The 20,612-nt window shown below is 73.3% G+C and carries 19 protein-coding genes and 1 pseudogene; 13 read left to right on the forward strand and 7 right to left on the reverse strand.

The features are described 5' to 3' along the window. The first annotated feature begins 4 nt into the window (after positions 1–4). The 7 genes from EDD26_RS07245 (at position 5) to EDD26_RS07275 (ending at position 5,783) form a co-directional block, all read left to right on the forward strand. Entirely contained in the window at positions 5–370 is a 366-nt protein-coding gene (locus EDD26_RS07245; RefSeq protein WP_123697093.1) for a holo-ACP synthase, read from the forward strand. Next, entirely contained in the window at positions 370–2,313 is a 1,944-nt protein-coding gene (gene tsaE / locus EDD26_RS14840) for a tRNA (adenosine(37)-N6)-threonylcarbamoyltransferase complex ATPase subunit type 1 TsaE (protein ID WP_211333843.1), read from the forward strand. Before EDD26_RS07245 ends, tsaE begins: the two co-directional genes overlap by 1 nt. Beyond that, positions 2,310–2,876 carry a tRNA (adenosine(37)-N6)-threonylcarbamoyltransferase complex dimerization subunit type 1 TsaB gene (gene tsaB / locus EDD26_RS07255; RefSeq protein ID WP_123697094.1) on the forward strand — a complete coding sequence of 189 codons (567 nt, stop codon included), beginning with the start codon at positions 2,310–2,312 and terminating at the stop codon, positions 2,874–2,876. Before tsaE ends, tsaB begins: the two co-directional genes overlap by 4 nt. Next, positions 2,873–3,340 (forward strand): ribosomal protein S18-alanine N-acetyltransferase, encoded by a 468-nt coding sequence (gene rimI / locus EDD26_RS07260; protein ID WP_245989797.1) that lies wholly within the window; start codon positions 2,873–2,875, stop codon positions 3,338–3,340. Before tsaB ends, rimI begins: the two co-directional genes overlap by 4 nt. Continuing rightward, positions 3,337–4,383 carry a tRNA (adenosine(37)-N6)-threonylcarbamoyltransferase complex transferase subunit TsaD gene (tsaD, locus tag EDD26_RS07265; protein WP_245989798.1) on the forward strand — a complete coding sequence of 349 codons (1,047 nt, stop codon included), beginning with the start codon at positions 3,337–3,339 and terminating at the stop codon, positions 4,381–4,383. The genes rimI and tsaD overlap by 4 nt, the downstream gene beginning before the upstream one ends. Positions 4,384–4,478: 95 nt before the next feature. After that, the gene (locus EDD26_RS07270; RefSeq protein ID WP_123697095.1) at positions 4,479–4,853 is read left to right on the forward strand and encodes a DUF4190 domain-containing protein; all 375 of its coding nucleotides are present in this window, start codon (positions 4,479–4,481) and stop codon (positions 4,851–4,853) included. A 132-nt stretch (positions 4,854–4,985) separates the two neighbouring features. Further along, positions 4,986–5,783, forward strand: a complete 798-nt coding sequence (locus EDD26_RS07275; RefSeq protein ID WP_123697096.1) for a hypothetical protein — start codon at positions 4,986–4,988, stop codon at positions 5,781–5,783. An 81-nt stretch (positions 5,784–5,864) separates the two neighbouring features. Here the strand turns inward: EDD26_RS07275 and EDD26_RS07280 are convergent, their stop codons facing one another. After that, the gene (locus EDD26_RS07280) at positions 5,865–7,031 is read right to left on the reverse strand and encodes a class I SAM-dependent methyltransferase (RefSeq protein WP_123697097.1); all 1,167 of its coding nucleotides are present in this window, start codon (positions 7,029–7,031) and stop codon (positions 5,865–5,867) included. Positions 7,032–7,193: 162 nt separating this feature from the next. On the opposite strand from EDD26_RS07280, the gene groES reads away from it, so the two are divergent. Then, positions 7,194–7,490: a co-chaperone GroES gene (gene groES / locus EDD26_RS07285; RefSeq protein WP_123697098.1), complete on the forward strand. Its 297-nt coding sequence runs from the start codon at positions 7,194–7,196 to the stop codon at positions 7,488–7,490. 67 nt (positions 7,491–7,557) lie between these two features. After that, positions 7,558–8,472: an EamA family transporter RarD gene (gene rarD / locus EDD26_RS07290; protein WP_123697099.1), complete on the forward strand. Its 915-nt coding sequence runs from the start codon at positions 7,558–7,560 to the stop codon at positions 8,470–8,472. Positions 8,473–8,541: 69 nt separating this feature from the next. Here rarD and EDD26_RS07295 read toward each other — a convergent pair whose 3' ends face one another. Beyond that, positions 8,542–9,678 (reverse strand): AI-2E family transporter, encoded by a 1,137-nt coding sequence (locus EDD26_RS07295; protein ID WP_123697100.1) that lies wholly within the window; start codon positions 9,676–9,678, stop codon positions 8,542–8,544. 242 nt (positions 9,679–9,920) lie between these two features. Here EDD26_RS07295 and EDD26_RS07300 point away from each other — a divergent pair, with 242 nt between their 5' ends. After that, positions 9,921–11,207, forward strand: coding sequence for an ABC transporter substrate-binding protein (locus EDD26_RS07300; RefSeq protein ID WP_123697101.1), 1,287 nt, complete (start codon positions 9,921–9,923; stop codon positions 11,205–11,207). A gap of 248 nt (positions 11,208–11,455) precedes the next feature. Here EDD26_RS07300 and EDD26_RS07305 read toward each other — a convergent pair whose 3' ends face one another. Genes EDD26_RS07305 through EDD26_RS07320 form a run of 4 tightly spaced genes read right to left on the reverse strand, consistent with a single transcriptional unit; the run spans position 11,456 to position 15,668 of the window. Beyond that, positions 11,456–12,256, reverse strand: coding sequence for an ABC transporter ATP-binding protein (locus tag EDD26_RS07305; protein ID WP_123697102.1), 801 nt, complete (start codon positions 12,254–12,256; stop codon positions 11,456–11,458). Further along, a complete protein-coding gene (locus EDD26_RS07310; RefSeq protein WP_123697103.1) occupies positions 12,253–13,236 on the reverse strand; it encodes an ABC transporter ATP-binding protein in 984 nt (327 codons plus the stop codon). Before EDD26_RS07310 ends, EDD26_RS07305 begins: the two co-directional genes overlap by 4 nt. Continuing rightward, on the reverse strand, positions 13,229–14,245 hold the full coding sequence (locus EDD26_RS07315) for a branched-chain amino acid ABC transporter permease (RefSeq protein WP_123697104.1): 1,017 nt from the start codon (positions 14,243–14,245) through the stop codon (positions 13,229–13,231). Before EDD26_RS07315 ends, EDD26_RS07310 begins: the two co-directional genes overlap by 8 nt. Before the next feature lies 1 nt (position 14,246). Next, complete coding sequence (locus EDD26_RS07320) at positions 14,247–15,668, reverse strand: branched-chain amino acid ABC transporter permease (protein ID WP_170165568.1); 1,422 nt, start codon at positions 15,666–15,668, stop codon at positions 14,247–14,249. Positions 15,669–15,846: 178 nt separating this feature from the next. Here EDD26_RS07320 and guaB point away from each other — a divergent pair, with 178 nt between their 5' ends. Beyond that, on the forward strand, positions 15,847–17,355 hold the full coding sequence (guaB, locus tag EDD26_RS07325; RefSeq protein WP_123697106.1) for an IMP dehydrogenase: 1,509 nt from the start codon (positions 15,847–15,849) through the stop codon (positions 17,353–17,355). A gap of 342 nt (positions 17,356–17,697) precedes the next feature. Here guaB and EDD26_RS07330 read toward each other — a convergent pair whose 3' ends face one another. Continuing rightward, positions 17,698–18,597, reverse strand: coding sequence for a hypothetical protein (locus EDD26_RS07330; RefSeq protein ID WP_148058719.1), 900 nt, complete (start codon positions 18,595–18,597; stop codon positions 17,698–17,700). A 641-nt stretch (positions 18,598–19,238) separates the two neighbouring features. Between EDD26_RS07330 and EDD26_RS07335 the strand changes: the two genes are divergently transcribed. Both EDD26_RS07335 and EDD26_RS14940 read left to right on the forward strand, forming a co-directional pair. Further along, a complete protein-coding gene (locus EDD26_RS07335; RefSeq protein ID WP_123697108.1) occupies positions 19,239–20,114 on the forward strand; it encodes a DUF4097 family beta strand repeat-containing protein in 876 nt (291 codons plus the stop codon). Next, positions 20,111–20,497, forward strand: a pseudogene (locus EDD26_RS14940) (PadR family transcriptional regulator); the annotation flags it as partial. The gene EDD26_RS07335 and the pseudogene EDD26_RS14940, both read left to right, overlap by 4 nt. Positions 20,498–20,612 lie beyond the last annotated feature (115 nt).

A 20,612-nucleotide genomic window follows, 5' to 3' on the forward strand; every position in this document is an offset into this window, starting at 1 on the left:
GCTCGTGATCGTCGGGCTGGGCGTCGACGTCGTCGACCTCGCCCGCTTCGAGCGCGCCGTCACGCGCACGCCGCGGCTCAAGGAGCGGCTCTTCGCCCCGGACGAGCTCGTCGTCGACGGCCGGGAGCGCGCTCCGCACTCGCTCGCCGCGCGCTTCGCGGCGAAGGAGGCGGCGCTGAAGGCCCTCGGCGCGAACGCGGGCATGCGCTGGATCGACCTCGTCGTCGTGCAGGGGCCGGGCGGCGAGCCGTCGCTCGAGCTGCGCGGCACCGCGGCCGACCGCGCCGCGGCGATCGGCGTCGCGCGCCTGCACGTGTCGATGAGCCACGACGCCGGCATCGCGACCGCGACGGTCATCGCGGAGTCCTGATGCTCGTCGAGGTCGATGGCGCCGCGATCGCGGCGAACGTCCGCACGCTCGCGGCGCAGGTCGGCGTGCCCGTCTGCGGCGTCGTGAAGGCGGCGGGCTACGGGCACGGGGCGGTCGCGGCGGCCAGGGCGATGCTCGACGGCGGCGCGGCCATGCTCGGCGTCGTCGACCTGGCAGAGGCGCTCGCGCTCCGCGACGCGGGCATCGACGCGCCGGTGCTCGCGTGGCTGCACGGCCCGGGCGTCGACTTCCGGATCGCCGCGCGGCACGGCATCGAGGTGGCCGTCAGCTCGATCGCGCAGCTCGAGGCCGCCGCCGCGGCGGGCGCGACGATCCACCTGAAGCTCGACACCGGCCTCGGCCGCAACGGCATCGCGCGCGGCGACCGCGCCGACGCCATCCGTCGGGCGGCCGTCCTCGCCGACGGCGGCGCTCGCATCCGAGGCGCGATGTCGCACCTCGCCGGCACGAGCGCGGAGGCCGATCTCGCGCAGCTGCGCGACTTCGAGGCGGCGCTCGACGCCGCTGCCCCGCTCGGCCTCGAGGTGCGGCACCTCGCGAACTCCGCGGGTGCGCTCGGCATCCCGGCGGCGCGCTTCGACATGGTGCGCATCGGCATGGCCGCCTACGGCATCGACCCGCTCGGCCCCGCGGCGGGCGACGGCGCCGGGGCCGCGGCGCTCGGGCTCGTGCCCGCGATGCGCGTGCGCGCCGCGTTCGTCGACGGCGCCGCGGCCGTCGGCCTCGACGACGGGCTGCTGCCCGCGCTCGGCGCCCCGGTCGTCGTCGACGGTCGGGCGGCGCGCGTCGTCGCGATCGGTGCCGACGCGCTGCGCATCGAGCCGGCGCTCGACGGCGACGGCGTGCTCTGGGGCGACCCGGCGCGCGGCGAGCCGAGCGCCGACGCCTGGGCCGCCGCCGCCGGCACGATCGGCTACGAGGTCGTGACCCGGATGGGCGGTGCGGCCCGCGGCGCCGGCGTCGTCGCCGCGGGGCCGGCGCTCGCCCCGCGCCGGGTGCTCGAGCTCGACCTCGAGGGCGACCCGCGACGGCTGCTCGCGGAGGTCGTCGGCGTCAAGCGCGTCGAGCCGGGGCTCGGCGTCTCGTACGGCGGCGAGCACGTCACCGCGGCCGAGACGACGCTCGCGCTCGTCGGCGCCGGCTACGCCGACGGTGTCACGCGCGCCGCTGCGGGCAGACTGGTCGACCTCGGCGGCGTCGCGCATCCGATCCGCGGCCGCGTCGCGATGGACCAGGTCGTGCTCGACATCGGCGACCAGCGCGCCGAGGTCGGCGACCCCGTCGCGCTCGAGCTCGCGGCCGCGCCCGAGCTGACCGGCATGATCGGCCCGCGCGTCGCCGTCGAGGTCGCGGGCGTCGTGCCGGACGCCGACGCGATGGAGGCGCTGGGGGAGCGGATCGGCAGCGCGCTGCGCGCCGGCGACGCGGTGCTGCTCATCGGGCCGCTCGGCGCGGGCAAGACGACGCTCACGCGCGGCATCGGCCGCGCGCTCGGCGCCCACGGCACGGTGCAGAGCCCCACGTTCGTCATCGCGCGCACCCACCGCACCGACGCGGGCCCCGACCTGCAGCACGTCGACGCCTATCGCCTGCAGGAGGGCGGCGCCGGCGACGAGGCGCAGCTCGACGACCTCGACCTCGACCTCGACGGCGCCATCACCGTGGCCGAGTGGGGCGCGCCGCTCGAGCACGCGCTCGAGTCGTGGCTGCGCGTCGAGCTCGCCCGCGGCGCAGCCGGCGACGCGGACGGCGACGACGCCGACGACCACGAGCCCCGATTCGTGCGGCTGAGCGGGCACGGGCAGGATTGGGATGCCGCCCGCGTCCGCTCGCTCGCGCGCGGCGCAGCATCCATGGCGGTCACCTCGGCCGCAGCCACCTCGGCCGCAACCACCTCGACGACAAACGGGAGCGCAGAGTGATCCTCGCGATCGACACCTCCCTCGGCACGTCGGTGGCCGTCGTCGACGGCGACGACGTCGTGTTCCGCGAGCAGGCGGCCGACACCCGCCGGCACGCCGAGCACCTCGGCGGCATGCTCGAGCGCGCGCTCGACGGCCGCCGCGACCGCATCGCGCTCGTCGTCGCCGGCATGGGTCCCGGCGCCTTCACGGGGCTCCGCGTCGGCATCGCCGCCGCTCGCGCGGCCGCGCTCGGCCTCGGCGTGCCCTGCCGCGGCATCGCGAGCCACGCCGGCGTCACCGAGGGCACGGCGCAGGTGACGACGGATGTGCGGCGCCGCGAGCGCGCGTGGAGCGTCGTCGTCGACGGCGTCGTCGCCGACGGCCCGCACCTGGCGCCGGCCGACGCCGTGCCCCCGCCCGCCGGCGAGCACGCGCTCGTGCCGCGGATCGACGCCGACGCCGTCGACGCCGCCCTGCTCGCCAGGGCGGCGGCGCGCGGCGCCCTCGAGGTGCCCGAGGCGCTCTACCTCCGCGACGCCGACGCGGTGCCGTCGGCCGGCCCGAAGCGGGTGAGCCAGTGAGCGGCGCGCAGCCCGTCGGCGTGCGCATCCGCACCGCCGGCAAGGCCGACCTCGACGCGATCATGGCGCTCGAGCGCGCCGCGTTCCCCGCGAGCGCCTGGGAGCCGGCGACCATGCAGGCAGAGATCGCGAGCGAGTGGGGCCGCTACATCCTCGCCGTCGACGACGAGGGACGCGCGCTCGGCTACGCGGGCCTGCGCGCGGTGGGCGTCGAGGGCGACGTGCAGACGATCGCCGTCGCCGACGACGCGCGCGGCCGCGGCATCGGCCGGGCGCTGCTCACGGAGCTGCTCGTCGAGGCCGAGCGGCGCGGCGTGCGCGAGCTGTTCCTCGAGGTGCGCGCCGACAACGACGTGGCGCGCGGCCTCTACGCATCCGCCGGCTTCGTCGAGATCGGGGTGCGGCCGCGCTACTACCAGCCGGAGGACGTGGACGCCGTGGTGATGAAGCGGATGCGACCGTGAGCGGCCCGGTCGTGCTCGGCATCGAGACGAGCTGCGACGAGACCGGCGTCGGCATCGTGCGCGGCACCGAGCTGCTCGCGAACCGCATCGCCTCGTCGATGGACCTCCACGCGCGCTTCGGCGGGGTCGTGCCCGAGATCGCCGCCCGCGCGCACCTCGAGGCGATGGAGCCGACCATCCGCGCGGCGCTCGCGGACGCCTCCATGACGCTCGACGACATCGACGCCGTCGCGGTGACCGCGGGCCCGGGGCTCGCGGGCGCGCTCATGGTCGGGATCGGCGCGGCGAAGGGTCTCGCCACGGCGCGCGAGCTGCCGCTCTACGGTGTCAACCACCTCGTCGGGCACGTCGCCGCCGACGTGCTCTCCGGCGAGCCGCTCGAGCTGCCGACGATCGCCCTGCTCGTCTCCGGCGGCCACACGTCGCTGCTGCTCGTGCGCGACCTCGCCGGCGACGTCGAGCTGCTGGGGGAGACGATCGACGACGCCGCGGGCGAGGCGTTCGACAAGACGGCGCGCCTGCTGGGCCTCGCCTACCCGGGCGGCCCGTCGATCGACGCGGCGGCCGTCGACGGGGACGCCGAGGCGATCCGCTTCCCCCGCGGGCTCACGGCGCCGAAGGACCGCGACCGGCACCGGTGGGACTTCTCGTTCTCGGGGCTCAAGACCGCCGTCGCGCGCCACGTCGAGCGTGCCGAGGCCGCAGGCGAGCCGCTCCCGGTCGCCGACGTCGCCGCGAGCTTCCGCGAGGCCGTCGTCGACGTGCTGGTCTCGAAGGCGCTCGACGCGTGCGCCGAGCACGGCATCCCGCGACTGCTCCTCGGCGGTGGTGTGGTCGCAAACCGCCGGCTGCGCGAGGTCGCCGCGGCGCGCGCCGCCGGGGCCGGCGTCGCGCTGCGCATCCCGCCGCTCGACCTCTGCACCGACAACGGCGCCATGATCGCCGCGGTGGGCGCGATGCTCGTCGCGCGCGGGGACGCACCGAGCTCGGCGGGCTTCGCGGCGGAGTCGACGCTCGAGGCGAGCACGGTGCAGGTGCGCTGACGCCCCGCGGCGAGCCCTCGCGCGGCGCCGGGTGCGGCGGATGCACAGGCCGGCCTGGCAGGATCGGGAGCCGGGATCCGTCGAGGGGGCACAGCATGAGCGCGACCGCATGGCAGCAGCAGGGCTGGGGCGCGCCGCCGCAGCAGCCCGCGGCCTGGCCAACGGTCCCGCAGCAGGCGTGGTCGGCGCCGACGCACCCCGGACCCCGGACCAACCTGCTCGCGGTCCTCGCCATCGTCGCCGCGGCGGCGGGGACGACGATCCTCCTGGGGCTCGGCAGCATCGCCGCGATCGTCCTCGGCGCCATCGCGCTCGCGCAGATCCGGCGCACGGGCGACGACGGCCGGCTGCTCGCGATCTGGTCGATCGTGCTCGGCGCCGTCACGCTCGTCGGCCTCATCGCCGCGACCGTCGCGGGCATCGCGATGATCGTCACCATCGTGGAGCAGCTGCCCGCCTCGGGCATCTGACGTGGCGCCGACCGCCGGGTCGGTCCTGATCGCGCCTCGAGGGGCGCGGATCGCCGGGCGGAATCTAGGATTCCTCGCGCCTGACCAGGGTACGGTGGTGCTCGCGCAGTCGCGCATCGCAAGGAGGATCCCGTGAGCGACCAGTTCCCACCGGCCGACGGCCGATTCCGTCGACCCGACCAGGAGGGTGCCGCCGGCGACTCCGCCGACAGCGCCCAGCCCGCCGCCGACTTCGGCCAGCAGGCCCAGCCGTCGCCGTCGTTCGGCCAGGCACCCGACGCGGGCCAGCCCGCCCCGTCCTACGGTCAGGCCCCGACCTACGGCCAGGCGCCGTCGTACGGCCAGGCGCCGTCGCAGGACGCGCAGGGCTTCGGCTCGAGCGCTCCCGCCTACGGCCAGCAGCAGGCCCAGCAGCCGTCCTACGGCCAGGCCTCGACGCCCGACCAGGGCTACGGCCAGCAGCCGTCGTACGGCCAGGCGTCGACGCCCGACCAGGGCTACGGTCAGCAGCCTGCCTACGGCCAGGGCTACGCCCAGCCGTCGGCGCCCGCCGAGCAGGGCTACGGCCAGCAGCCGTACGGCCAGCAGCCCGCCTACGGGCAGCAGACCGGCTACAGCGACCCCGCGGCCGGCTACGGCCAGCAGGGCTTCGCCCAGCCGGGCCAGAAGAAGCTCAAGGGCATCACGATCGCCGCGCTCATCGTGTCGGGCCTCAGCCTCATCGGTGCCTTCATGAGCGGCATCGGCCTGCTCGGCGGCATCGTCGGCGCGATCCTCGGCTTCGTCGCCATGAAGAAGAACCCCGAGGCGAAGCCGTGGCCGCTCATCGCGGCGCTCGCCGGCGTCGTCGCGACCGTGATCTCGATCGTCGTGATCGTGATCCTGCTCGTGAGCTGGATCCCGTACCTCATCGCGATCGGGCAGATGTAGCAGCCCTCGCACGACGACGGAGCCCGCGGCCGAACGGTCGCGGGCTCCGTCGTGCTCAGGGGGTCGCGGGTGTCATGGGGGTCATGGGCGATCGGCCAGGATCGCCCGATGCCGCCCGCCGACGCGCGTCGCGATGAGCGTGGCCCTGCTGTCGCCCTTGAGCTTGAGCCGCTTGCGCAGCGCGGCCGGGTCGACGTCGGCGCCCCGCTTCTTGATCTCGAGGTCGCCGATGCCGAGCTCGCGCAGCCGCTGCGCGATGCGCCGCTCGTCGAGGGGGAGCGTCTCGCGCACGCGGAACGCCTGCGCGAGCGGGGTCGCGACGTGGCGGTCGGCCGAGAGGTAGGCGATGCCGTCGCTCACCCCGGTCGCGCCCAGGCGGTCGGCGAGCGCGCCGATGAGCTCCGCGCGGATCACCGCGCCGGCGGGCTCGTAGAGCCACTCGCCGAGCTCGCCCGGCTCAGGATGGCTCGCCTCACCGGTCAGCTCCTCCGCGCCCTCGTCGCTCAGCACGAGCGCGCTGCGGGCGACGCCGGGGCGCGCGAGCGCCCCGGTCCACACGACCGCCTCGACCGTCTCGAGGCCGTCCGTGACCCACTGGTGCTCGGCATCCGCCGGCAGCAGCGCGCGATCGATGCCGGGCGCGAGCTTGACCCCGGTCGGCTGCGCGGCCGCGCGGGCGAAGACGGCGTCGAGGGCGGGCGACCAGTCCGCGGGGTCGTTGAGCCGGCGTGCGCCGTCGCGACGGGCGGGGTCGAACCACAGCGCCTCCGCGTCGACCGGCGTCTCGAGCGCGTCGCCGTGGAGCACGGTCGCGTGCCACGCGGCGAGGTTGAACGCGGCGATCGCGGCGGTCGCCTCGTCGCGCTCGACGGCGGTGACCTCGAGGCCGAGCGTCGCGAAGGCGAGCGCGTCGGCGCCGATCCCGCAGCCCAGGTCGGCGACCGAGACGATGCCCGCGCGGCGCATCCTGCCGGCGTGGTGGGCGGCGACGCGGAGCCGCGTCGCCTGCTCGAGCCCGGCCTCCGTGAAGAGCATCCCGGCAGCGAACTCGCCGAACTTCGCCCGCGCGCGGCGGCGGAGCCGCGCCTGCGACAGCACCGCGGCGACGAGCGCCGGCGCGTGGCCGTCGGCGCGCAGCCGCGACACCTCCCGGACGACGTCGGAGCGGTCGTCGAGCTGCGCCTCCGCACGCTCGAGCAGCGCGAGGCCGTCCTTCGACAGCAGCAGTCGCAGCTCCTCGGCGTCCATCGCTCCATCCAAGCACCGGCGCGGCGCGGCGCCGGTCGCGAGGGTGCCTGACGGCCGGATCGCTGGCACTCATGTTGACCGAGTGCCAGCCGACCGCCTAGGCTTGCTCTGGCGTCCGGCCCGTCCGGACGCGCCCCAGAGTCTGACAAGAAAGAGGCAACCGTGTCGGTTTCCATCAAGCCGCTCGAGGACCGCATCGTCATCAAGCAGGTCGAGGCAGAGACGACGACCGCGAGCGGTCTCGTCATCCCTGACACCGCCAAGGAGAAGCCCCAGGAGGGCGAGGTCGTGGCAGTGGGCCCCGGTCGCATCGACGACAACGGCAACCGCGTTCCGATCGACGTCGCCGTCGGCGACAAGGTGCTGTACTCCAAGTACGGCGGCACCGAGGTGAAGTTCGGCGCCGACGAGTACCTCGTGCTCTCGGCTCGCGACGTGCTCGCCATCGTCGAGCGCTGACCCAGCGACGATCCCGTCGGCGGCGCCCCCTCGAGGGGGCGCCGCCTTCGCCGTTCCAGGAGGAGCGATGAGCGAGCCGCGCACGACCACCGGACTCTGGTACGCGATCTTCGCGTACACGTTCTGGGGCGTCGTCCCGATCTACCTGCAGCTCACCCGCGGCATCGACGGCTTCGAGCTCATCGGCTGGCGCGTGATCGCGTCGGTCGTGGTGGCCTTCGCGCTCGTCGCGGCGACGCGCGGCTGGGGGCGCCTCGCCGCCGTGCTGCGCAGCCGCCGCGACACCGGGTCGCTCGTGCTCGCCGGCTTCGCGGTGCTCGTGAACTGGACCGCGTTCTTCCTCGGCGTGCTCTCGGACCGCGTGCTCGAGACGAGCCTCGGCTACTTCCTCAACCCGCTCGTGAGCGTCGTGCTGGCCGTGCTCTTCCTCGGGGAGCGGCTCCGGCCGGTGCAGTGGGTCGCCGTGGGCCTCGGGGCGCTCGGCGTGCTCGTGATGGTGATCGGCTACGGCGAGGTGCCCTGGATCGGGCTCACCGTCGCGGTGTCGTTCGGCATCTACGGCCTCATCAAGAAGCGCGTCGGCGGCTCGGTGGATGCGCTCTCGGGCTTCACGATCGAGACGGTCGCGGCGCTCCCCGCGTCGCTCGTCATGATGGGCGTCGCGATCGCCGCCAACGGGCTCACGGTGGGCGCGAACGGTGCCGCCGGCATCTGGGGCACCGCGCTGCTCGGCCTCGTCACGGCCATCCCGCTGCTCGCCTTCGCGTCGGCCGCCCGCCGCATCTCCCTCACGGCCCTGGCGTTCACCCAGTACCTCGCGCCGATCATCTCGTTCCTGTTCGGCGCGTTCGTGATGCTCGAGCCGATGCCGCTCGAGCGCTGGATCGGCTTCGCGCTCGTCTGGGCGTCGCTCGTGCTGGTGTCGACGGACCTGCTCGGCCGACACATCCGCGGGCACCGCGCGAGGCCGCGCGCCGCCTGACGCGTCCGCGCAGCGCTGGGGCGACGCGGCCTCCGGCCGCTCGGGCTACGCGGCCTCCGGCCGCTGGGGCTACGCGACCTCCGGCCGCTTCTGGCGGAACATGCGCGCCGGCCACTCGTCGCCGTCCCAGACCTGCACGATGCCCCACGCGACGGCCGCGATAGGCACCGACAGCACCGCGCCGACGATGCCGCCGAGCACGGTGCCGATCGTGAGCGCGATGAGGATCACGAGCGCGTGCAGCCGCAGCGACCTGCCCATCACGACGGGCTGCAGGAAGTTGCCCTCGAGCTGGTTGACGACCACGACCGCGCCCAGCACGACGAGCGCGACCACCGGGCCGTTGGCGACGAGCGCGACGAGCGTGGCGAGCGCGCCGGCGATCGTCGCGCCCACGAGCGGCACGAAGGCCAGCAGGAAGACGAGCACCGCGAGCGGCAGCGCGAGCGGCACCTGCGCGATGGCGAGCACGACGCCGATGCCGATGGCGTCCACGGCCGCGACGACCGCGGTGCCGCGCACGTAGCCGCCGAGCGTCTCGACCGTCTTGGCGCCGATGCGCTTGCCGCGCGCGTACCGCTCGCCCTCGAAGGGGCGCAGCAGGAACTCCCAGATGCGCGGGCCGTCCTTGAGGAAGAAGAAGAGCACGACCACCATGAGCGCGAAGCCGGTGAGGAAGTTCGCGGCGGCGGCGGCGCCGGCCGCGGCGCCGGAGCCGAACTGGGCGCTCGTCAGGAAGCCCACGACCGCCTCGCGCGCCTGCTGGATCTGCTCCGGGGTCGGCGCGAACGGCAGGGTCGAGACCCACTCCAGCACCCGGTCGATGCCGCCCGACGCGCGCTCCACGAGCTCGCCCGACTGCGAGCGCACCGCGTTCACGATCAGCCAGCCGACGCCGCTCAGCACGGCGACGATCGCGACGAGCGAGATCGTGGTCGCGAGCCAGCTCGGCATGCCCCGACGACGCATCCAGCGCATCACCGGCGCGAAGGCCGATGCCAGGATGAGGGCGATGGTCACGGGGATCGTCACGAGCGTCAGCTGGGTCATCGCGAAGACGATGCCCGTGATGGCCACCACCAGGATGATGCCCTGCAGCGCGCGGGTCGCGAAGCGGCCGAAGCTGTCGCCCCACACCGTCGGCGTCACGACCGGCACGGGCACGCGGGCGTCGCCGCTGGATTCCTTGTCGCCGAACAGTCCCATGGCTCCCTCTCGCAGTGGCGGCAACGCTAGCGCGGACCGCCTGGGCACCGCGCGAGCGCGCCTACTCCCGACCCTTGTGAGCAGGGCTCAAGAATCCCGCAGGACTCCGGAAGGTCGGGTCGTTCGCGCCAAGACCGTTACCAGGACGTAACGCGGAACGGCCGTTTTCGGTCGGGGGCTCGCCTACTGTTGTGCCAACACGCGTACCAGCGCGCGTCCTCCAGTAGGAATTTAGGAGCACAATGCAGTCCTTCCTCCGCACCAAGGGGCAGCACCCCCGTCGTGCCGCGGCCCTCGGCGCCGCAACCGCCGGCGTCCTGCTGCTCGCAGCCTGCGCCGGTGGTGGCTCGCCCACCCCGTCCGGCTCGGCCGGCGGCTCGACCGGCCCCACCGAGGGCGGCGAGGTCGACACCTCGTTCGTCGTCGGCACGATCCTGCCCCAGACGGGCAACCTCGCGTACCTCGGCCCGCCCGAGTTCGCAGGCGTCGACCTGGCTGCCGCCGACCTCGAGGCCGCGGGCTTCGAGTTCGACGTCGACGTGCAGCACCGCGACTCCGGTGACACCACGACCGACATCGCCACCGCCTCGGCGGGCGAGCTCGTCTCGGCCGGTGCGGACGTCGTCATCGGCGCCGCCTCGTCGGGTGTGTCGTTCACGTTCGTCGACCAGCTGATCGACGCGCAGGTCGTGCAGATCTCGCCGGCCAACACGTCGCCCGACTTCTCCGACTACGAGGACGACGGCTTCTACTGGCGCACCGCTCCGTCGGACGTGCTGCAGGGCCGCGTGCTCGGCAACCTCATGACGTCGGACGGCGCCGCGAACGTGGCGTTCATCACGATCAACGACCCGTACGGCACGGGCCTCGAGGAGAACGCTCGACTCGCTGTCGAGGCCGCCGGCGGCACCGTCACCGGCAGCGTCCTCTACAACCCGGGTGACACGAACTTCACGTCGCAGGTCGCCGAGATCATGGCGGGCCAGCCCGACGCGATCGGCATCCTCGCGTTCGCGGAGACGGCGCAGATCGTCCCCGAGCTCGTGACGCAGGGCTTCCCGGCCTCCGGCATGTACTTCGTCGACGGCAACCTGTCGAACAGCTACAACTTCCCCGAGGGCACGCTCGACGGCGCGAAGGGCACGCTGCCCGGCAACCCGGCCGACGACACGTTCCGCGACCGCCTGCTCGAGCAGGACCCGGACCTGCAGGACTTCTCCTACGGTCCCGAGTCGTACGACGCGGTCATCCTGGCTGCGCTCGCTGCGGCGACCGGTGGCAGCGCCGACCCCATCACCATCCGCGACAACCTGCAGGCGGTCTCGACCGAGGGCACCGCGTGCACCGACGTGGCCGAGTGCCTGCAGCTCATCGCCGACGGCGAGGACGTCGACTACGACGGCCCCTCCGGCCCGATCGAGTTCGACGAGAACGGCGACCCCACCGAGGCGTACATCGGCATCTACCAGTACGGTGCCGACAACCAGTACACCTTCCTGTCGTCGGAGTTCGGCTCGCTCAACGAGTGACCCGGCAGCGCTGACGCAGCACAGCACGAGAGGGCCCCGCTCCGGCGGGGCCCTCTTCGCGTGCGCGGGAGCAGCGCACGACGCCCATGCCGAGCGCCAGGGCGGCGCGCGCGCCAGCCGCAGGTGGTGTCGGGCATCCAGGGCACGTGCGGAATCGCGCGGGGGAGCGGCGCGCAGCGCCCGGTGCGGTCCCGGAGGCACGAGAGAGGGGCTCCGCCGCAGCGGAGCCCCTCGTCGACGTGCTGGGATCAGACGGCGGGATCGACCGTCGGGTGCGCCTCGGTCCTGGCCTTCTCCTCGACGTCGGTCGCGAGCGTGCCGAGGTAGAGCTGGATGACCTTCGGGTCGTTCAGCATCTCGCGGCCGGTGCCCGTGTAGGCGTCCTTGCCGTGGTCGAGCACGTAGGCGCGGTGGGCGATCTGCAGGCAGCGGCGCGCGTTCTGCTCGACCATCACGATGGTCACGCCGTGGCTGTTGATCTCCGCCACGCGCAGGAACGTCTCGTCCTGGCGCACCGGGCTGAGGCCGGCGCTCGGCTCGTCGAGCAGCAGCACCGCGGGGTCCATCATGAGCGCGCGGCCCATGGCGACCATCTGGCGCTCGCCGCCGGAGAGGCTGCCGGCGCGCTGGCGGCGCCGCTTCACGAGCTCCGGGAAGAGCCCGCCGACGAACTCGAAGCGCTCCTTGAAGAGCTTGGGCTGCTGGAACAGGCCCATCTCGAGGTTCTCCTCGATCGTGAGTGAGGGGAACACGTTGTTGTTCTGCGGCACCATGCCGACGCCCTTGCCGACGAGCTTGTCGGCCTTGAGCCCGGTGATGTCGTCGCCGTTGAGCAGCACGCTGCCCTCGCGGACGTTCACCTGGCCGAAGACCGCCTTGAGCAGCGTCGACTTGCCGGCGCCGTTCGGGCCGATGATGCCGATCAGGTCGCCCTGGTTCGCGACGATCGAGCAGCCGTTGAGGATGTTGACGCCCGGCAGGTAGCCCGCGACGAGCTCCTTCGTCTCGAGCACCGGGGTGGTCGCCGAGCTGGCTCCGGTCGTGGTCATCGCTGGCCCTCCTGGTGGGCGTCCGTCGTGGCGTCGCGCGACGCATCCGCCGTCGTCGAGGGCGCGTCGGGGTCGACGGGCACCTCGTCCTCGGCGGCCTCGTGGATCTCCGCCACCTGCTGGTTCGTCAGGGTGCCGAGGTCGGTGTCGTGGTGGGCGCCGAGGTACGCGTCGACGACCGCCTGGTTCTGCATGATCGTCTCGGGCGGGCCCTCGGCGACGACCTTGCCCTCAGCCATGACGATCACCCAGTCGGAGATGTGGCGCACCATGTGCATGTCGTGCTCGACGAACAGCACGGTCATGCCGTCGTCCTTGAGGCCGCGCACGTGGTCGAGCAGCGACTGCGTGAGGGCCGGGTTGACGCCCGCCATCGGCTCGTCGAGCATGACGAGCGTCGGCTCGCTCATGAGCGCGCGCGCCATCTCGAGCAGCTTGCGCTGGCCGCCCGAGAGCGACGCCGCGTAGTCCTCGCGCTTCTCGTCGAGCTTGAAGCGCGCGAGCAGGTTGTCTGCCCGCTCGGTGTTGGCCTGCTCCTGCGCCTTCCACAGCGGCTTCACGAGCGCTGCGAACAGCCCCTCGCCGCGCTGGTCGCGCGCGCCGAGCAGCATGTTCTGCAGCACCGTGAGGCGGCCGAGCGACTTCGTCAGCTGGAACGTGCGCACCATGCCGCGCCGCGCCACCTTGTGGCTGGGCACGTGCGCGAGCGACTGGCCCTCGAACGACCAGCTGCCCTTGTTCGGGCGGTCGAAGCCGGTGAGCAGGTTGAAGAAGGTCGTCTTGCCGGCGCCGTTCGGGCCGATGAGGGCGGTGATCCTGCCGCGCGGGATCTCGACGTGCGCGACGTCGACGGCCGTGAGGCCGCCGAACTGCCGGATCACGCCATCCGCGATGACGATCGGGTCGACCTTCTTGCAGCCCGGGCCGACGGGTCCGTCGACGAGCGGGTGCGTGACCGGGGGCGTGGTCGTGTCAGACATTGAACGACAGCTCCTTCTTGTTGCCGAGGATGCCCTGTGGTCGGAAGATCACGAGGAGCATCAGTGCGACGCCGATGAGCACGAAGCGGATCTGGCCGGCCTGCGAGCCGCTCATGTCGCCGAAGAGGCCCATGCCGTGCAGCACGTTGATGACGCCGCCGGTGAACGACAGCAGCACCCAGAAGAGGATCGAGCCGAGCAGCGGACCGAAGACGGTCGCGGCGCCGCCGAGCAGCAGCGCGGTCCAGATGTAGAAGGTCATCGTGGTCGCGAAGTTGTCGGGCTGCACGGCTCGGGGGAGCACGAACATCACGCCCGCGATCGCGCCGAGCGTGCCGCCGAGCACGAGCGCCTGCATCTTGTAGCTGTAGACGTTCTTGCCGAGCGAGCGCACGGCGTCCTCGTCCTCGCGGATGCCCTTGATGACGCGGCCCCACGGGCTGCGCATGAGCAGCCAGACGAGCACGAGCGCGACGATGACGAGCGACCAGGCGATGATGCGCACCCAGGTGTCGTACGCCGTGGCGGTCCACGGCCCGAAGCCGTAGGTGGTGCCGGTCAGCGGGTTCATCGCGTCGAAGTCGCCCTTGTAGTCCTGACCGCGGAGGCCCTGCGAGCCGCCCGTGATGCTCGTCAGGTCCTGCGTGCGGACGGTGAAGCGCACGATCTCGGCGGCCGCGATCGTGACGATCGCGAGGTAGTCGCCGCGGAGCCGCAGCGTCGGGATGCCGAGGATGAGCGCGAAGATCACGGCGGACACGATCGCGACGAGCATCGCCGCGAGGAACGAGAGCCACGCGGGCCAGCCGAGCGTCGCGGTTGGGTCGGCCATCATCGTGAAGATCGCGAACGCGTACGCGCCGATCGCCATGAAGCCCGCCTGGCCGAAGTTCAGCAGGCCGGAGTAGCCGAAGTGCACGTTGAGGCCGATGGTCGCGAGCGCGAACGCGGCGGTGGTGGGGGAGAGGATCTCGCCCGCGGCGGTGTTGAGGACGCTGAGGAAGTCCATGTCAGCCGATCCTTTCCCTGCGACCCAGGATGCCCTGCGGTCGGAACAGCAGCACGAGGATGAGCACGAGCAGCGCGATCGCATACCGGAGGTCGGGTGCGAGGAAGAGCGTCGAGATCTCGGTGACCAGGCCGATCACCACCGCCCCGACGAGGGCGCCGAAGGCGCTGCCGAGGCCGCCGAGCGTGACGCCGGCGAACAGCAGCAGCAGGATCGTGAAGCCCACGTCCCACTTGATGTTGGCGCCGATGAAGTAGGTGTAGAGGATGCCCGCACCACCGGTGAGGAGGCCGGCGAGCACCCAGACGATGCGGATCACGCGGTCGACGTCGATGCCGGACGCCGCAGCGAGGCTCGCGTTGTCGCTCACCGCGCGGGTCGCCTTGCCGATGCGCGTGCGCGTCAGGAACAGGCCGACGGCGATGAGCACCACGATCGCGATCACCGTGCTGACGACGTTCGACGTGCGCATGAGCACCGGGCCGACCTCGAGCACGGGGCCGGGGTCGACCGAGAGGCCCTCGGTGCCGCCGCCGATGAGGAACTGGAACATGTAGCGGAGCGCGATCGAGAGGCCGATCGTCACGATGAGCACCTGCACGAGGCCGACGCGGCGCCGGCGCAGGGGCTTGAAGATGCCCCAGTCGTGCACCCAGCCGAGCGCGGCCGATGCGACGAGCGTCACGATGATCGCGATCCAGACCGGCCAGTTCACGAGGGTCGTCGTGGCGTAGAACACCACGCCGCCGAAGGTGAGGAGCTCGCCGTGCGCGAAGTTGTTGACGCCGGTGGTGCCGAAGATCAGCGTGATGCCGATCGCGGCGAGGGCGAGCAGGAGGCCGAAGTTGAGGCCGGAGATGATGCGCGACAGCAGCTGCGAGCCGAAGTCGTTCGACGCGGCGCCGGTGGACGCCTCGCCGCCGGGCGCCGCGCCCTCGCCGGTCGTCGGCGCACCGCTCGCACCGCCGTCGCCGGGGCTGCCGCCGCCGCTCGGGGAGGGCGCCGGAGCGCCGTCGGCGCTCGCGAACGGGAAGAGCACGCCGACCGAGGTGGATCCGCCGACCTCGAACTCCCGGCTCTCGAACGACGCATCCCGCAGCGTCACGCCGTCGGGCAGCGTCGCGGTGTCGATCGAGACCGTGTAGGTGCCCGCCGCCGGGACCCCGACGATCCAGCGGCCGTCGGCCCCCGTCGCCACGGTCTCCTCGACGCCGTCACCGGTCACGGTGATCTCGACGCCCTCGAGGGGCGTCTGCCCGTCGCGGACGATGCCGTTGAAGTTGAACGGAGCTGGCTGCTCGGTCGTGGCCAGGGGCGCGGCGGCGACCGCGGTCGCACCACCCGCCACCATGCCCATGACGGCGAGGGCGACGGCGATTGCTCGCCGCAGCCCGCTCCGTCGCGGTCTGCTGGACGTCTTCACGTGTCCTCCATGCCGTGGGGCCGCGCGGGCGCAAGGGAATGGGCTGCGCGTGATGCCCGTTACATCGGTGGTGAAACAGTAGCGGCCGCTTCGAGGGCCGCCGTCCACTTTCGGGTCTCTTGTGCGCTTCTTCATGCGGATGCCGCACGACCGTTACCGAATAGATACGATGGAAGCGATGGAGATGCGCAATCCGTTCGGCCCGATCGGCCTGACCTACGACGACGTCATGCTGCTCCCGGGCCGCACCGATGTGATTCCCAGCGAGGCCGACACCGGCACGAGGCTCTCGCGCAACATCCGGCTCGCGATCCCGCTCGTCTCGAGCGCGATGGACACCGTGACCGAGGACCGGATGGCGATCGCGATGGCCCGCCAGGGCGGCATCGGCATCGTGCACCGCAACCTCTCCATCGCGGACCAGGCCGGGATGGTCGACCGCGTCAAGCGCTCCGAGTCGGGGATGATCACCGACCCGGTCACGACGCACGCGGACGCGACGATCGAGGAGGTCGACCGCATCTGCGGCGAGTTCAAGGTCTCCGGCCTGCCGGTCGTCGACCCCGACGGGGTGCTCGTCGGCATCGTCACGAACCGCGACATGCGCTTCGTGCCGCGCGAGGAGTTCGCCACCACGCTCGTGCGCGACGTCATGACGGCGGCGCCGCTCAAGACGGCGAAGGTGGGCATCTCCCGCGAGGACGCGTTCGCGATCTTCCACGAGACGAAGCTCGAGAAGCTGCCGCTGATCGACGAGCAGGGCCGCCTCGGCGGCCTCATCACCGTCAAGGACTTCGACAAGGTCGAGCAGTACCCGAACGCGACGAAGGACGCGCACGGCCGCCTCCGCGTGGGCGCCGCGATCGGCTTCTTCGGCGACGCCTTCGACCGGGCCGTGGCGCTCGCGGAGGCCGGCGTCGACGTGATCGTCGTCGACACCGCCAACGGCGAGAGCCAGGGCGTGCTCGACATGGTCGCGAAGCTCAAGGGCGACGAGCGCTTCAGCGGCATCGACATCATCGGCGGCAACGTCGCGACCTACGAGGGCGCCGCGGCGCTCATCGAGGCGGGCGTCGACGCCGTGAAGGTCGGCGTCGGACCGGGCTCGATCTGCACCACCCGCGTCGTGTCGGGCGTCGGGGTGCCGCAGGTCTCGGCGATCTACGACGCCGCGCGCGCCGCGCACGACGCGGGCACCGACATCCCGATCATCGCCGACGGCGGCCTGCAGTACTCCGGCGACATCGCGAAGGCGCTCGTCGCCGGCGGCTCGTCGGTCATGCTCGGCTCGCTGCTCGCGGGCACGAACGAGAGCCCGGGCGACCTGGTGCTCGTGAACGGCAAGCAGTTCAAGACGTACCGCGGCATGGGCTCGCTCGGTGCGATGCAGACGCGCGGCAAGAAGACCTCGTACTCGCGCGACCGCTACTTCCAGGCCGACGTGCCGAGCGACGAGCAGCTCATCGCCGAGGGCATCGAGGGCCAGGTGCCGTACCGCGGCCCGCTCGGCTCGGTCGCGTACCAGCTCGTCGGCGGCCTGCGGCAGTCGATGTTCTACACCGGCGCGCGCACGATCGAGGAGCTGCAGCAGAAGGGCCGCTTCGTGCAGATCACCGCCGCCGGCCTCAAGGAGTCGCACCCGCACGACATCCAGATGGTCGTCGAGGCGCCGAACTACCGCCGCTGACCTGCTCGGGCTCGTCCAGAGGTAGCGGCCCGCGCGAGAGGTAGCGGCGCGCGGACCTGAGGTGGGGCCCCTCGGGACGGGTCGGCTTGCCCGCGACAGGTGGGCCCGCACGGCCACCCCTCGCGGGCCAGCCCACCCCTCGCCGTCTAACACCACGAGTGGGCGGCCGCCGGCTCGGCCGGCTCGCGGTCCCTGGGCCGCCCGCAACGGGTCGGTCTGCCGCCACGGGTGGCCCCGCCCGCGACGGGTGGCCCCGCCCGCGACAGGTGGCGCGGCCCGCGGAAGGTGGGGCCGCATCGCCACCCCTCGCTGGCGACCCCACCGGTCGCAGGCTCGAGCCAGCTACCAGCCGGGGAGCAGCGGTGTGCGCACCGGCAGGTGCGCCAGCGCGAGCTTCGCCGCGAGGCGCGCGGGGTTGAGCAGCGCGTCCCACATCCAGCGCACCATGTCGTGGGTCTCCCGGATGGCGTCTTCCCGGCGCTTCTCGGCGATCACCGCGTCGACCGGCTGGATGCCGTTCGCGTCTGCGAGCACGCCGTACTTCTGCGCGCCGTCGGACTCACCGGCGAGCGGGCGCATCCCCGGCCGCTCCCATCGGAAGTCGGGGAACCGGTCGCCGATCGACGTCGCGACCCTCGGCTGCAGCTCGGGCGTCGGCGCCCCCATCCGGTGCATGAGCACCCGGCTCCACGACTCGCCGACAGACTCCGCGAGCGGGTCGGCGAACGCGAGCACCCACGCCGCTCTCCGTCGCCCTCTCGGTCCCTGCCGGGCGAGCGCGTCGGCGACCTCGTCGCGCTCGACGACGCGCGTGCGGAGCGCCCAGTCGAGCGCCGCGACGGCATCGACCTGCCGGCCGCGGCGCGCGAGGTCGGCGAGCGCGTAGGCAGTGGAGCATCGCGCGATCCCGTCGGTGACGACGACGTCCATGTCACTGACGACGGCATGCGAGTGGCGCACGCAGGCCGCGAAGCCCGAGGTCGATGCGCTGCCGATCGTGAAGACGTCGCGCGGATCGCCGCAGGGGAGCTCGGCGAGTGCGAGCGCGGATTCCCTCGCGAAGATCGCGCCGGGGCGCGCCGCGGCGACGGCGCGGACCTCGAGCAGGTGGCGCCGGTGCCGTGGCAGGGCGTCGAGCGCCTGGCGCTCGACGTACCAGCCGCGCCGGACCTGCGCGAAGGACGCGTCGTCGAAGAGCCGGCGATCGGGGCCGTCGTGGGAGTCGAACAGCGGCAGGGTCACGCGGTGCACCTTGCCCCACCGTCGCCGCTCGGCGTGCGCCGGGGGCCTGGGCTGTGGAGGAGTGGCAGTCCGTTCGTACGCTGCACCGGGCCGCTCTCTCGCGATCCGGGCGACGGGTGGCTGAGCCCCGAGAGGTGGTGCTGCAGGCCCACCCCTCGCGGGCGGGCCCACCGGTCCCGGGAGCGGCCACCGCTGGCCGGCGCGCCCACCGCTCGCTTCCCGGCGACAGGTGGGCTATCCCGCAAGAGGTGGAGCTGCAGCCCCACCCGTCACGGGCACACCCACCGCTCGCGGGCGCGCCCACCGCTCGCGGGCGCGCCGACCGCTCGCGGGTGCGGCCCCGGCTCGCGGGCGGGCCCACCGGTCCCGGGTGCCCCCACCGCTGGCCGGCGCGCCCACCGCTCGCATCCCGGCGACGGGTGGGTGAACCCGCCAGAGGTGGAGCTGCAGCCGCACCCGTCGCGGCCAAAGCCACCCGTCGCGGGAGAGTCCACCCGTTGCGGGTGGTGCCACCCCTCGGAGGTCAGGCCACCGCCGACGAGCACAGGTGAAGGAGGAGGGGTTGCGGGGTGCCCAGACGCGATATATCGTGTGTTGCAGCAGACGCGATATATCGCGTTTCTGAGCCTGAGGGGGCAGCCATGGACCAGCACAACACGCAGCACGAGACCGGCGACACGAGGCCGCGCAGCGCATCCGGCGCATCGGCGTCCGGCGCCGACGCCATCACCGAGCGCTGGACGATCGCCGAGGGCGAGAGCCGCGTCATCGACCTCGACGCGGTGACGGCGCTCCGCGTCGGCATCGTCGGCGGCAGCGTCGACATCGTCGGCCACGACGAGCCGACCGCCCGCGTCGAGGTCCACCGCGTCGAGGGACGCGACCTCACCGTCACGCTCGAGCAGGGCCGGCTGTCGATCTCGCACCCCCGCGTGAGCTGGGACGACGTGTGGGAGTCGGTGAAGGCGCTCGTGGGCGTGCGGGCCAAGGTCGAGCTGAGCATCCTCGTGCCCCGGCACGTCGCGCTCTCGCTCGGGCAGGTCAGCGCATCCGCCCTGGTCTCGGGCCTCGCCGCCCGCGCCACGCTCAGCACCGTGTCGGGTCCGCTGCAGGTGGAGTCGCACCGCGGCGACCTCGACCTCAACACCGTCTCCGGCGACATCGAGGTCTCGGGCGGCGCCGGCCGGCTCGCGGTCAACGCCGTCTCGGCGAGCGTCACCGCGACCGGCGCGCTGCAGGAGGTCGGCGTCGACACCGTCAGCGGCGAGGTGCTGCTCGACGTGCACGGCGCCCCGCGCAGCATCACCGTCAACACGGTCTCGGCCGACGTGACGCTCCGGCTCGACGCCGACCAGGGCGTCCGGGCCACCACGCGCACCGTCTCTGGCCGCGGCCGCATCGTCGGCCGGGCCGTGCCGAAGCGCGGCGGCACCGAGGTCGTGGAGGGCGCGAACGCCTTCCGCTTCGCCGCGAACACCGTCTCGGGCTCGGTCACGGTCGTGCGGAGGGACGCATGAGCCCCGTGTTCGGCCACGGCGCGCTGCGCCTCTACCTGCTGAGCCTGCTCGCCGAGGCGCCGCGCCACGGCTACGAGCTCATGCAGGCGCTGAGCGACCGCTTCGGCGGCACCTACTCGCCGAGCGCCGGCACCATCTACCCGCGGCTCTCGAAGCTCGAGGAGGAGGGGCTGCTGACGAAGTCGACCGACGGCCGCAAGACCACCTACGAGATCACCGACGCGGGACGCGCGGAGCTCGCGGCGCGCGAGGGCGAGCTGCGCGAGCTCGAGGGCGAGATCACCGACTCGGTGCGGCGGATGGCGTCGGACGTGCGCGCGGGCGTGAAGAGCGCGATGCAGGCGCTGCGGGCCGACCTCGCGGCCGCCGAGCGGGATGCGCGCGGCACGCCGCCCACCCCGAGCACGCCCACGCCTCCGGAGCGCGAGGAGCGGGGCTGGTTCGAGGCGCACACACCGCCCGCGTCGGCGCCGGATCCGTCCGCGCGCGAGCGGCGGT

Origin of the sequence: Agrococcus jenensis (genome assembly GCF_003752465.1) — a bacterium.
Lineage (GTDB): Bacteria > Actinomycetota > Actinomycetes > Actinomycetales > Microbacteriaceae > Agrococcus > Agrococcus jenensis.

Coding starts and splice junctions, on each gene's coding strand:
- tsaE (WP_211333843.1), top strand. CDS start 370: ATGCTCGTCGAGGTCGATGGCGCCGCGATCGCGGCGAACGTCCGCACG.
- EDD26_RS07270 (WP_123697095.1), top strand. CDS start 4,479: ATGAGCGCGACCGCATGGCAGCAGCAGGGCTGGGGCGCGCCGCCGCAG.
- EDD26_RS07280 (WP_123697097.1), bottom strand. CDS start 7,031: ATGGACGCCGAGGAGCTGCGACTGCTGCTGTCGAAGGACGGCCTCGCG.
- rarD (WP_123697099.1), top strand. CDS start 7,558: ATGAGCGAGCCGCGCACGACCACCGGACTCTGGTACGCGATCTTCGCG.
- EDD26_RS07295 (WP_123697100.1), bottom strand. CDS start 9,678: ATGGGACTGTTCGGCGACAAGGAATCCAGCGGCGACGCCCGCGTGCCC.
- EDD26_RS07300 (WP_123697101.1), top strand. CDS start 9,921: ATGCAGTCCTTCCTCCGCACCAAGGGGCAGCACCCCCGTCGTGCCGCG.
- EDD26_RS07305 (WP_123697102.1), bottom strand. CDS start 12,256: ATGACCACGACCGGAGCCAGCTCGGCGACCACCCCGGTGCTCGAGACG.
- EDD26_RS07310 (WP_123697103.1), bottom strand. CDS start 13,236: ATGTCTGACACGACCACGCCCCCGGTCACGCACCCGCTCGTCGACGGA.
- EDD26_RS07315 (WP_123697104.1), bottom strand. CDS start 14,245: ATGGACTTCCTCAGCGTCCTCAACACCGCCGCGGGCGAGATCCTCTCC.
- guaB (WP_123697106.1), top strand. CDS start 15,847: ATGGAGATGCGCAATCCGTTCGGCCCGATCGGCCTGACCTACGACGAC.
- EDD26_RS07335 (WP_123697108.1), top strand. CDS start 19,239: ATGGACCAGCACAACACGCAGCACGAGACCGGCGACACGAGGCCGCGC.